The organism is Mycolicibacterium fallax, from assembly GCF_010726955.1.
GTDB classification, from domain to species: domain Bacteria; phylum Actinomycetota; class Actinomycetes; order Mycobacteriales; family Mycobacteriaceae; genus Mycobacterium; species Mycobacterium fallax.
In genome coordinates, this window is record NZ_AP022603.1 from 2830985 (window position 1) to 2843398 (window position 12414).

The 12414-nt window shown below is 72.5% G+C and carries 10 protein-coding genes; 8 read left to right on the forward strand and 2 right to left on the reverse strand.

Annotated elements, in window-relative coordinates:
- Window positions 1-8 precede the first annotated feature (8 nt).
- Complete coding sequence (locus tag G6N10_RS13515) at window positions 9-788, forward strand: TIGR03084 family metal-binding protein (protein WP_085092977.1); 780 nt, start codon at window positions 9-11, stop codon at window positions 786-788.
- A 66-nt stretch (window positions 789-854) separates the two neighbouring features.
- Here G6N10_RS13515 and G6N10_RS13520 read toward each other — a convergent pair whose 3' ends face one another.
- Both G6N10_RS13520 and G6N10_RS13525 read right to left on the reverse strand, forming a co-directional pair.
- On the reverse strand, window positions 855-1379 hold the full coding sequence (locus G6N10_RS13520) for an FG-GAP-like repeat-containing protein (protein ID WP_085092975.1): 525 nt from the start codon (window positions 1377-1379) through the stop codon (window positions 855-857).
- Between the two features lie 7 nt (window positions 1380-1386).
- On the reverse strand, window positions 1387-2856 hold the full coding sequence (locus G6N10_RS13525) for a CCA tRNA nucleotidyltransferase (RefSeq protein WP_085092973.1): 1470 nt from the start codon (window positions 2854-2856) through the stop codon (window positions 1387-1389).
- Between the two features lie 228 nt (window positions 2857-3084).
- Here G6N10_RS13525 and G6N10_RS13530 point away from each other — a divergent pair, with 228 nt between their 5' ends.
- From G6N10_RS13530 to trxA, 7 genes are all read left to right on the forward strand, one after another.
- Window positions 3085-3864 carry an NUDIX hydrolase gene (locus tag G6N10_RS13530; protein ID WP_085092971.1) on the forward strand — a complete coding sequence of 260 codons (780 nt, stop codon included), beginning with the start codon at window positions 3085-3087 and terminating at the stop codon, window positions 3862-3864.
- Window positions 3861-6218, forward strand: a complete 2358-nt coding sequence (locus G6N10_RS13535) for a DUF6049 family protein (protein WP_085092969.1) — start codon at window positions 3861-3863, stop codon at window positions 6216-6218. Before G6N10_RS13530 ends, G6N10_RS13535 begins: the two co-directional genes overlap by 4 nt.
- Window positions 6215-9592 carry a murein biosynthesis integral membrane protein MurJ gene (gene murJ / locus G6N10_RS13540; RefSeq protein WP_085092967.1) on the forward strand — a complete coding sequence of 1126 codons (3378 nt, stop codon included), beginning with the start codon at window positions 6215-6217 and terminating at the stop codon, window positions 9590-9592. The genes G6N10_RS13535 and murJ overlap by 4 nt, the downstream gene beginning before the upstream one ends.
- Before the next feature lie 252 nt (window positions 9593-9844).
- Entirely contained in the window at window positions 9845-10360 is a 516-nt protein-coding gene (gene sigM / locus G6N10_RS13545; protein ID WP_234810435.1) for an RNA polymerase sigma factor SigM, read from the forward strand.
- Window positions 10361-10446: 86 nt separating this feature from the next.
- Window positions 10447-10920 (forward strand): RsmA family anti-sigma factor, encoded by a 474-nt coding sequence (locus G6N10_RS13550; RefSeq protein WP_179962837.1) that lies wholly within the window; start codon window positions 10447-10449, stop codon window positions 10918-10920.
- A gap of 83 nt (window positions 10921-11003) precedes the next feature.
- Complete coding sequence (gene trxB / locus G6N10_RS13555) at window positions 11004-11996, forward strand: thioredoxin-disulfide reductase (RefSeq protein ID WP_085092963.1); 993 nt, start codon at window positions 11004-11006, stop codon at window positions 11994-11996.
- Window positions 11993-12316: a thioredoxin gene (gene trxA / locus G6N10_RS13560; protein WP_085092961.1), complete on the forward strand. Its 324-nt coding sequence runs from the start codon at window positions 11993-11995 to the stop codon at window positions 12314-12316. Before trxB ends, trxA begins: the two co-directional genes overlap by 4 nt.
- The last annotated feature ends 98 nt before the right edge of the window (window positions 12317-12414 follow it).

Sequence of the window (12414 nt, forward strand, 5' to 3'; positions counted from 1 at the left end):
GTTGCGGGATGGCCGATACCGCCGCCGTCGCCGTCGTCGCCGACCTGCGGGCCGAAAGCGACGAGCTTGACGCCCTGGTCGCACCGCTGCCCCCGGACCGTTGGGCTGATGCCACCCCGGCCCCGGGTTGGTCGATCGCGCATCAGATCGCGCATCTGTGCTGGACCGACCGGGTGTCGCTGATCGCGGTCACCGACCCGGACGGATTCGCCGCGATCGTCGCCGAGGCGATGCTCGATCCGCTGGGGTTCGTCGATGCGGCGGCCGAGGAGCTGGCCGAGACTCCGCCGGCGGAGCTGCTGGCCGCCTGGCGCGATGCCCGCCACCGGTTGCACGCGGCGTTGCCCGCGGTGCCCGACGGGCAGAAGATCCCCTGGTTCGGGCCGCCGATGCGGGCCGCGTCGATGGCAACGGCTCGGCTGATGGAGACCTGGGCGCACGGCCTCGACATCGCCGACGCGCTGGGCGCCGACCGGCCCGCGACGGTTCGGTTGCGCTCGATCGCGCACCTGGGGGTCCGCACCCGCGACTACGCCTACGTCATGAACGGCCTCACGCCGCCGACCGAGCCGTTCTACGTCGCGCTGTCCGGCCCCGGCGGTGAGCCCTGGACCTGGGGTGACCCCGACGCTCCGCAGCGGGTGACCGGCTCGGCCGCGGACTTCTGCGCGCTGGTCACCCGGCGCCGGGCGCCCGCCGAGCTGGATCTGGTGGCCGTCGGGCCCGACGCGCAGCACTGGCTGACCATCGCCCAGGCCTTCGCGGGCCCGCCCGGCGAGGGGCGTTGAGCGCGAAGCGCGGAGACGCCTCCTCGCCGTAGAGACAGAGCGCGGGCCGTTGAGCGCGGGGCGCGGCTAATCCAACTCGGCCGCGGAGTCGGCGGACCCGTCCCCGTCGGCGTCGACGAGCCGGACATCCCAGCCGCCGTCACCGTCGGTGTCGACGAACGCCGCCCGGTAGCCGCCGGCCGGGTCGGCGCCGGCGCACATCACCCGGTCGGCGATGCCGTCGCCGTTGTCGTCGTACAGCGCGTCGGCGGCCACCCCGTCGCCGTCGAAATCGACCACCGTCCCGGTGTGTTCGGCGCCGTCGAGGCCGAACCAGCGCAGCGGCTCGCCGCGGATGACCGGGTCGGCGGCCAGCGCCCAGGTGCCTGCGCCGTCGTCGGTGAACCAGTGCGGTGCCGGCGACCCGACGTCGAGCACCGCGTGGTCGGCGTGACCGTCGCCGTCGAAGTCGGCCAGCGCGTCGTCGCGCAACCCGTCGCCGTCGAGGTCCAGGCCGACGGCGTCAAGCACCCCGTCCCCGTCGGCGTCGAGGTCGAACGGGGCGTCGAAGATCGAGGCGGTCCCGTCGCCGGGGCCCAGGCAGTACTGCATACCCCGGTCAGACGCCGGCGGAGCCCTCCCGGTTCCACCAGGCCAGCAGCTCGGCGCGGGCCTGCTCGGGCTCCAGCGGCCCGCGCTCCATCCGCAGATCCTTGAGGTAGTTCCAGGCCTTCCCGACCTGCGGACCGGCCGGGATGCCGAGCAGTTCCATGATCGCGTTGCCGTCCAGGTCGGGGCGCACCCGCGCGAGATCCTCGCGTTCGGCCAGCTCGGCGATCCGCGCCTCGAGATCGTCGTAGGTGGCCTGCAGCCGGGCGGCCCGGCGCTTGTTGCGGGTGGTGCAGTCAGCCCGGACCAGCCGGTGCAGCCGGTCCAGCAGCGGGCCGGCGTCGGTCACGTAGCGGCGCACCGCCGAATCGGTCCACCGGCCGTCGCCGTAGCCGTGGAACCGCAGGTGCAGGTACACCAGCGCCGACACGTCGTCGACCATCTGCTTGGAGTACTTCAGCGTCCGCATCCGCTTGCGAGTCATCTTCGCCCCGACCACCTCGTGGTGGTGGAAGCTCACCCCGCCGGCCGGCTCGTGGCGGCGGGTGGCGGGCTTGCCGATGTCGTGCAGCAGCGCCGCCCAGCGCAGCACCAGGTCCGGGCCGTCGTCGCCCTCCAGGTCGATGGCCTGGCGCAGCACGGTCAGCGAGTGCTGGTAGACGTCCTTGTGTTGGTGGTGCTCGTCGATGGCCATCCGCATGGCCCCGACCTCCGGCAGGATCTGCTCGCCGAGCCCGGTGGCCACCATCACGTCGATCCCGGCGACCGGATCCGCGCCGAGCAGCAGCTTGTCGAGTTCGGCGGCGATGCGTTCGGCGGTGATCCGGGTGATCTGCGGCGCCATCTCCTCGATCGCGGTGCGGACCCGCGGCGCCAGCCCGAAGCCCAGCTGCGAGACGAACCGGGCCGCCCGCAGCATCCGCAGCGGGTCGTCGCCGAAGGACACCTCCGGCTCCGACGGGGTGTCCAGGATCCGGGCGCGCAGCGCGGCCAGCCCGCCGAGCGGGTCGACGAACTCGCCCGGCCCGGCGGCGGTGATCCGCACCGCCATCGCGTTGACGGTGAAGTCGCGGCGGATCAGGTCCCCGGCCAGGGTGTCGCCGAACGCGATCTGCGGGTTGCGGGAGACCTGGTCGTAGCTGTCGGCGCGGTAGGTGGTGATCTCCACCTGCTGCCCGGCCCGGGCGGCGCCGACGGTGCCGAACGCGATCCCGGTGTCCCACATGGCGTCGGCCCACGGCCGCAGCAGCCGCTGGACGGCATCCGGGCGCGCGTCGGTGGTGAAGTCCAGATCCGTGCCCAGTCGGCCCAGCAGGGCGTCGCGGACGCTGCCGCCGACCAGGTGGAGTTGGTGCCCGGCCTCGTCGAACAGCCGGCCGAGATCCCCGAGCAATTCGCCGTGGGCGTTGAGCGCGACCAGCGCGCGCGCCAGCAGCGGTGCATCGGCATCGGCGGGGGCGCTGGATTCGGCGTCGGACACGGACGATCAGCCTAGTTGCCCGGGCCGGCTAACCCCACCTCCGCGGGGCGCAATCGGCTGGCGTCGGGCCCGCAACGCAACTGGGTGCGGGGGCGTGGAATACCCATTGCTCGAGGTCGTGCTGCTGATCACCGCTGCGATATCGGGTTGAGCGCGACCCGGTAACGGCCGCCTCACACCGGCGAGTGCCGGCCGGGCACCGCGCCGTCGGCCGCTACTATCGCATGGGTGTCGGACGGTGAACTGGGCAAACCGCGGCGTCGCCGCGGTAGGCGGCGCGGCCGCCGACCCGTCGGCCCGCCGCGCGCCGATCAGTCACCGGCAGGTTCGGCCGGCGCCGAGCCCGCACCCGCCGAATCTGCGCCGCCGGCGCCGCGCCCCACCGACCGGCCCCGACCGACACGGTCCCGCCGCCGCAGCGTCGATCGATTGCGCACCGTGCATGAGACCTCGGCCGGCGGTTTGGTCATCGACGGCATCGACGGCCCCCTGGAGGACGCGCTTGCCGCGTTGATCGGACGGCTGGACCGGCGCGGGCGGATGCTGTGGTCACTGCCCAAGGGGCACATCGAACAGGGCGAGACCGCCGAGCAGACCGCGGCCCGGGAGGTCGCCGAGGAGACCGGCATCCAGGGCAAGGTGCTCGCAGCGCTGGGCAGCATCGACTACTGGTTCGTCACCGAGGGCCGTCGGGTGCACAAGACCGTGCACCATTACCTGCTGCGGTTCTCCGGCGGCGAGTTGAGCGACGAGGACCGCGAAGTCGCCGAGGTCGCCTGGGTGCCGCTTTCCGAACTGTCGTCTCGGCTGGCCTACGCCGACGAGCGCCGGCTGGCCGAGGTGGCCGGCGAGCTGATCACCCTGCTGCAGACCGACGGCCCGAGCGCGCTGCCGGCACTGCCGCGCAGCACCCCCCGGCGGCGCCCGCAGACCCATTCCCGCAGCCGTAACCACCGACCCGAGGACCCCGAGCGGGGCCGGGCGAGCGGCTACGGTCCCCAGCCGTGACCCGCGCCCGCCGCGGTGCCCCGTGGGCGCTGCTGGCCACGCTGCTCCTGGCCCTGGTCCCCGCCCTGTTCCCGATCGCCGCCAACGGCGAACCCGACCGCACCGCGTTCCTGGTGGTCGAGATCGACCGGGTCACCCCCGACATCGTCGCCACCGCCAGCGAGCCGTTCGTCACCGTCGACGCCGCCGTCACCAACGTCAGCGACCGTCCGGTGCGCGAGGTGGTGGCCCGGCTGGAACGGGCCGATCCGCTGGTCGCCACCAGCGGGCTGCGCACCACCCACACCGAGGCCGCCACCTCCGGCTACCAGCCCGTCGGGCCGTTCCTGAACGTCACCAGCGAGCTGCGGCCCGGCCAGCGCGCCGCGGTGAGTTTTCGGTACCCGATCCGGCCGAGCGACGATCCCGGCCTCGGCATCGAGCATCCGGGGATCTATCCGCTGCTGATCAATGTCAACGGCACCCCCGACTACGGCTCGCCGGCCCGGCTCGCCGACGCCCGCTTCCTGCTGCCCGTCCTCGGGGTGCCCCCACCGCCCGAACCCGACACGGACGCCGCCCCGCCGGCACCGGGGGACGTCGTCGCCCCCGACACCGCCCGGCCGGTGCGGCTGACCATGCTCTGGCCGCTGGCCGATCGGCCCCGGCTGGTGCCGGGCATCGCCGGCGGCACCACCCCGGTGCGGTTGCTCGACGACGACCTGGCCGGCGAGCTCGGTCCCGGCGGCCGGCTCGACGGCCTGCTCGGCGCCGTCGAGTTCGCCACCGGCGCGAACCTCGACCCCGGCGGTGAGCTGGCCCGCACGCTGTGCCTGGCCGTCGACCCGGACCTGCTGGTCACGGTGAACGCGATGACCACCGGGTATGTGGTCGGCGACGCCCCCGGCACCGGGCAAACCGTCGCCGCGGCCTGGCTGGAGCGGCTGCGCGCGCTGGCCGCCCGAATGTGCGTCACGGCGCTGCCCTACGCGCAGGCCGACCTGGACGCGGTCGCCCGGGTCGGCAACGCGCCGCTGTTCAGCTTCGCCACCGTCGGCGCCCAGAATCTGGTCGACCAGTTGCTCGGGGTGACCTCGGTGCGCGGGGTGACGCTGTTCGGCGACCGGCCACTGACCAAGGAGGTCCTGCCGCTGCTCGACGGGAACGGGCAGACCGTGGCGATCGCCCCGGCCGCGGCCGCGACCGACCCGGCGACCGGTGCCCCGAGCACCGCCGACGTGACCGCGCACCGGGTCAGTGACCGGGTGGCCGTCGCCCCGTTCGACCCGGCGGTGACCGCCACGCTGGGCGCCCTCGGCGGCGCGAAGAATCCGCCGTCGTACCTGGATCCCTCGCTGCGGGTGCCCCCCGCCGCCGGCTCACCGACCGCCCTGCGCCAGGACGCCCTGGGGGCCCTGCTGTGGCGCGGACTGCATCCGGACACCGAGCCGCGCACCCAGACGGTGCTGCCGCCGCCCAACTGGCAGGTCGGCGCCGAGGACGCCGGCGCGCTGCTGACCGCGCTGACCACGCTGCTGCATTCGGGGCTGGCGCAACCGTTGCCGCTGCCGGAGCTGATCGGCCAGACCGTGGTGGTGCCCCCACCGCCGGTGCCGCTGGCCGCCGCGCCCGACACCGGCCGGTTCGACACCGAGGTGATCGGCACCATCGCCGACGAGGATGCCCGGCTGTCGGGGCTGACCGGATCGCTGGGCACCAACATGCAGACCGGCCTGACCGGGACCGCCTACACCGCCCCGCTGCGGGAGGACATGCTGCGGGCGCTGAGCACCGCCATCCCGGCCGATCAGCGTGCCGACCGGGCCCGGGCTGATCTCGCGCTGGTCGGTCGGACCATCGATGACCTGTTCGGGGCGGTGACGATCGTGAACCCGGGCGGCTCCTACACCCTGGCCACCGAGCGCAGCCCGCTGCCGCTGGCGCTGCGCAACGACCTGGCGGTGCCGATTCGGGTGCGGCTGCAGGTCGACGGCCCGCCCGGAATGACGGTCACCGACCCCGGGGTGCTGGAGTTGCCGCCGGGCTATCTGCCGATCCGGGTGCCGATCGAGGTGCACTTCACCCAGCGGTTTGCCGTCGACGTCGCGTTGCACACCGCCGACGGGCTGACGCTGGGCGAGCCGGTCCGGCTGTCGCTGCATTCCAACGCCTACGGCAAGGTGCTGTTCTTCATCACCCTGATCGCTGGGGCCACCCTGGCCGTCCTCACCGGGCGGCGGCTGTGGCACCGTTTCCGCGGCCAGCCCGACCGGGCCGATCTGGAGCCACCCGAACCCGACCATCTGCATCGCCGGCCCCCGCCGCCGAACCCCGATCCCGAAGTCCCCCCGTCCCGGCCGGAGTCCGCACCATGAGCAGCACCGAGCAGTCCGCCGCGGTGCCCGGCGGGCCGGTCCGCAAGGAACTCACCGACGCCGCGGTGGTACGGCGGTCCTGGGGGATGGCGTTTGCGACGCTGATCAGCCGGATCACCGGCTTCATCCGGATCGTGCTGTTGGCCGCGATCCTGGGCGCCGCACTGTCCAGCGCGTTCACCATCGCCAACCAGCTGCCCAACCTGGTCGCGGCCCTGGTGCTGGAGGCGACCTTCACCGCCATCTTCGTGCCGGTGCTGGCCCGCGCCGAACGCGACGATCCCGACGGCGGCGCGGCCTTCATTCGCCGGTTGGTCACCATCACCACGGCGCTGCTTGCGGTGGTGACCATCGCCTCGGTGGCCTCGGCGCCCCTGCTGGTGCGCCTGATGCTCGGCAGCCATCCGCAGGTGAACGAGGCGCTGACGACGGCGTTCGCGTATCTGCTTCTCCCGCAGGTGATCTTCTACGGGTTGACCTCGGTCTACATGGCGATCCTGAACAACCGCAACATCTTTGGCCCGCCGGCGTGGGCGCCGGTGGTCAACAATGTGGTCGCCATCGCCACCCTCGGCCTGTACCTGCTTGTTCCGGGCGAACTTTCGCTCGACCCGGTTGAGATGGGCAACGCCAAGCTGCTGGTGCTGGGCATCGGCACCACCCTCGGCGTGGCGGCTCAGGCCGCGGTGCTGCTGGTCGCGATCCGCCGCCAGCGGATCAGCCTGCGTCCGCTGTGGGGCATCGACGAGCGGCTCAAACGCTTCGGGGCAATGGCCGCGGCGATGGTGCTGTACGTGCTGATCAGCCAGATCGGTCTGGTCGTCGGCAACCAGATCGCAAGCACCGCAGCGGCATCCGGTCCGGCCATCTACAACTACGCCTGGCTGGTGCTGCAGCTGCCGTTCGGCATGATCGGCGTGACGGTGCTGACCGTGGTGATGCCGCGGCTCAGCCGCAACGCCGCCGCCGACAACACCACCGGAGTGCTGGCCGACCTGTCCCTGGCCACCCGGCTGACCATGATCACCCTGATCCCGATCGTGGCGTTCATGACCGTCGGCGGCCCGGCGATCGGCACCGCGCTGTTCGCCTACGGCAACTTCGGCCAGGTCGACGCCAACTACCTCGGCATCGCGATCGCCTTGTCCGCGTTCACGCTGATCCCCTATTCGATGATGCTGCTGCAACTTCGGGTCTTCTACGCTCGCGAGCAGCCGTGGATCCCGATCGCCATCATCATTGCCACCACCGTGGTCAAGATCGCCGGGTCGCTGGCCGCCCCGCACCTGACCGACAACCCCGAACTGGTCGCCGGCTACCTCGGCGCCGCCAACGGCCTGGGCTTCGTTGCCGGCGCCCTGCTCGGCCACCTGCTGCTGCGCCGAGAGCTGCGTCCCGGCGGCGGCGGGCTGTACGGGTCGGTGGAGATCCGCACCGTCGCGCTGACGGCGCTGGCCGCGACGGCGGCGGGCCTGTCCGGGTACCTGGTGGACCGGGTCTTCGGGCTGTCCGGCCTGACCGAACACGGCGGCGGGATGGGTTCGCTGCTCCGGCTGATGATCATCGGCGTGGTGATGTTGCCGATCGTCATCGCGATCCTGGTGGCCACCAAAGTGCCCGAGGCGCAGGCCGCCCGTGCCGTGCTGAGCCGCCGACTGCAACGCGGCCAGCCGGCTGCCGGCCCGGCCGTCGTGCCTGCGCCCGCAGGCGATTCCCTACCGTATTCTGACCAACAAAGTTTGCCCGCGCCGGAATTGCCGGTGGCCCCGGCAGCCGTTGCCGGGCCGTGGACAGCGAAAGGATCCGCGGTGACCGACACTCGCTCAGCTGGCTCGGAGGGCGACCCCACCGCCCGGGTTCCGCTCCCCGGCCCCCGCCCGACCGACCCAGCATCCACCGCCGAGGACGGCGCATTGGTGGCCGGGGCGTTGATCGCCGACGGGCGCTACCGGCTGCTGGCGTTTCACGGCGGCGCGGCCCAGTTGCAGTTCTGGCAGGCCCTCGACACCGCGCTGGATCGGCCGGTGGCGCTGACCTTCATCGACCCCGAGCATCGGTTGCCGGCCGCCGAGGTGGCCGAAGTCCTCTCCCGCACTTCGCGACTGAGTCAGGTCGGCGGTCCCGGGATCGCCCGGATCCTGGATGTCTCCGATGTCGTCGGCGGGCTGGTGGTCTCGGAGTGGATTCGCGGCGGGTCGCTGCGGGAGGTCGCCGCGACGGCGCCGTCGCCGATCGGCAGCGCCCGCGCCATCCAATCGCTGGCCGCCGCCGCGGGCGCCGCACACAAGGCCGGTGTCGCGATGGGCGTCGACGATCCGGCGCGGCTGCGGGTCAGCATCGAAGGCGATGTGGCGCTGGCCTTCCCGGCCACGCTCGCCGACGCCACCCCCGAGGGTGACATCCGTGGCGTCGGGGCCGCGCTGTACGCGCTGCTGGTGAACCGCTGGCCGCTGCGCGAAACGGGCGTCCCCAGCGGGTTCGAGCCGGCCGAGCTGGACGCCGACGGCCAGCCGCTGGAGCCGCGGGTGCTCGACCGCGGCATCCCGTTCCAGATTTCGGCGGCAGCGCTGCGGTCGGTTCAGGACAACGCCGGGATCCGTACCGCACCGACCATGCTGAACCTGCTGCAGCAGGCGACCGCGGTCGCCGACCGCACCGCGCTGCTCGACTCGGTGGAGACTCCGCCGGAACCGGAGCCGCGCAAGTCCGACGCGGAGTCCGCCACCGACGCCGCGACCAAGCGCAAGCGCGCGCTGATGATCGGTATCGCCGCGGGCGTGGCGATTCTGCTGGTGGCCCTGCTGGTCTTGGCGTCGATCCTGAACAAGATGTTCGGCGATGTCGGCGGCGGCAGCATCGGCGACCAGCTCGGGCTGAACGCACCGTCGCTGTCGCAGTCCGCCGAGCCCACCGCGGAGGTCGGCGGCGCGGTGAAACCGGTTCGCGCGACGGTGTTCTCCCCCGACGGCGGCGCGGACAATCCCGCCGACGCCGACAAGGCGATCGACGGGAACCCGAACTCGGCGTGGTCGACCGACATCTACACCGACAACGTGCCGTTCCCGAACTTCAAGAGCGGCGTCGGCCTGATGCTCGAGCTGCCCGAGCCGACCACCGTCGGCACGGTGACGGTGACGGTGCCGAGCACCGGCACGGTGGTGCAGGTGCGCTCGGCGTCCAGCCCGGATCCCGCCGCACTGGCCGACACCACCGAACTGACCCAGCCGACCACGCTGCAGCCCGGGAAGAACACCATCACGGTCGACGCGAGCGCGCCGACGTCGAACCTGCTGCTGTGGATCAGCACCATGGGCACGACGGCGGGCAAGAACAAGACCGAGTTCTCCGAGATCGTCGTCAACGCGGTCAAATAGCCCACGCAGCACGGCGGCCGAAAAGCCCGCCATCCACAGCCGCCGTTCATCCACAGCCGCGGTGCCGACTGAAGTGCCCGGGGAGGCCGCGCTGGATACGTTGCGGCCGTGGATGCGCTACCCGACCAACGAACCGACGCCGACCAACGAACCGACGCCGACCAACGAACCGACGCCGACCAACGAACCGACGCCGACCAACGCAGCGATGCCGGCCAACCAGCCGACGCCGACCGACGCAGCGATGCCGAACTGCTGGCGGCCCACGTGGCCGGAGACCCGCGGGCATTTTCGGCGCTCTACGCCCGGCACCGGCCGCGGCTGAACCGGCTGGCCACCGCGCACACCCGCAGCCGGGAGGACGCCGCGGAGGTGCTGCAGGAGGCGATGCTGGCCGCCCACCGCGGCGCGCCGAGGTTCCGTCAGCAGGCCGCCGTCGGCAGTTGGCTGTACCGGATCGTGCTCAACGCCTGTCGGGACCGGCTGCGTCAGCGCCGCCACCAACCGGCCGACCCGCTCGATGAGACGCTCCTCGCGGTGCCCGACCGCAGCGCCGAGATCACCACCGCGCTGACCGTTCGCCGGGCACTGATGCAACTGCCCGTCGAGCAGCGCGCCGCAGTGCTGGCGGTGGACATGCACGGGTTGTCGGTCGCCCGCACCGCCCGCCTGCTGGGGGTCGCCGAGGGCACCGTCAAGAGTCGCTGTGCACGTGGGCGCCGCCGGCTCGCGGTGGTGCTCGGCCCCGGCCGGGCCGAGCTCGGCTGACCGCCGCCGCACCACGGATGAGAGACACCTCCGCCACCACGGATGAGAGACACCTCCGCCACCACGGATGAGAGACACTGTCCGGCATGGCCGACGTCCACGAGCCCGGGCACGCCGCCCGCCCGCCCGGGTGGCCGCGCCGGTGGGTCGCCGCTGCGGGTCTGGCGGCCATCGTCGTCGCCGCGCTGGTGGCGGTTCCCGCGTTGCTGCGGCCACCGCCCGACCGGGCGCCCCGCGCGCTGACCACCATCGAGCAGATCACCGTCGACCCGCTGGCGATCCCGCTGTCGGCCACCGAGATCCTGGCGCTGCTGGACCGCCCCGCCGACCTCGGCCCGCTGTCGGATCCCCGGCGCCGGTCGGCCTGCTTGGCCGCCCTCGGCTATCCCGGCGGCAGCGCGATCCGAGGCGCCCGTGAACTCACCATCGCCGGCCGACCCGCGGTACTGCTGCTGCTCGACGGCGAGGAGCCCGGCCGGTACGCGGCGATCGCGGTGGCACCGTCGTGCAACGCCGCCGATTCCGGGCAGCTGACCCAGACCGCGCTGCGGCGGCCGTAGCGCAGCGGGAACAACCACGGCCTACCCTTGGTTTGACATCATGACCGCACCGGCGCCACGCCGGCCCCGCCAGAAAGGTCCGCATGAGCTCCGCCACATCGTCCGGCTCGGACACCGTTCACGACGTCATCGTCATCGGCTCCGGCCCCGCCGGTTACACCGCAGCGATCTACACCGCCCGCGCGGAGCTGAACCCGATGGTGTTCGAGGGCACCTCGTTCGGCGGCGCGCTGATGACCACCACCGAGGTGGAGAACTTCCCCGGCTTCCGCAACGGCATCATGGGCCCCGACCTGATGGACGAGATGCGCGAGCAGGCACTGCGCTTCGGCGCCGATCTGCAGATGGAGGACATCGAGGCGGTGTCCCTGGAGGGGCCGATCAAGACGGTCACCACCGGCTCCGGCGACACCTTCTCCGCGCGCGCGATCATCCTGGCGATGGGCGCGGCTGCCCGATACCTCGGCGTCCCCGGCGAGCAGGAACTGCTCGGCCGCGGCGTGAGCGCCTGCGCGACCTGCGACGGCTTCTTCTTCAAGGACCAGGACATCGCGGTGATCGGCGGCGGTGATTCGGCGATGGAGGAGGCCACCTTCCTCACCCGCTTCGCCCGCAGCGTCACCCTGGTGCACCGGCGCGAGGAATTCCGCGCCTCCCGGATCATGCTCGACCGGGCCCGCGCCAACGAGAAGATCACCTTCCTGACTAACACCACCGTGCTGGGCGTCGAGGGCACCGACACGGTGACCGGGCTGCGCGTGCACAACACCGTCACCGGCGAGGACTCCACCCTGCCGGTCACCGGCGTCTTCGTGGCGATCGGCCACGATCCGCGCTCGGAGCTGGTTGCCGGCGTACTGGACCGCGACGACGACGGCTACGTGCTGACCCGCGAAGGCAGCACCGAGACCTCGCTGCCGGGCGTGTTCGCCGCCGGCGACCTCGTCGACCGCAGCTACCGGCAGGCGATCACCGCCGCCGGCAGCGGCTGCGCGGCCGCGATCGACGCCGAGCGCTGGCTGGCCGACGCCGCCGAATCCTCCCCCAACACCGACCTGATGGGAGCCACCCAGTGAGTGCCACCGTGACCGTGACCGACGCCTCGTTCGCCGACGACGTGCTGGCCAGCAGCAGCCCGGTCCTCGTCGACTTCTGGGCCAGCTGGTGCGGCCCGTGCAAGATGATCGCCCCGGTGCTCGAGGAGCTCGCCGCCGAGAAGGCCGGTGAACTGACCGTCGCCAAGCTCGACGTGGACGCCAATCCGAGCACCGCGGAGGCCTTCCAGGTGGTGTCGATCCCCACCCTGCTGCTGTTTCGTGACGGCAAGCCGGTGCGGCGCATCGTCGGCGCCAAGGGCAAGGCCGCGCTGCTGCGCGAACTCGCCGACGAATTGTGAGGCGCTCGGCGCCCCGTGGTGAACACACCCCGGGGCGCCGCGGTTTCCTTAATTCCGGCGCGGAGTGCGACAATTGTGCCCAGCCAGCCTCCCGCACG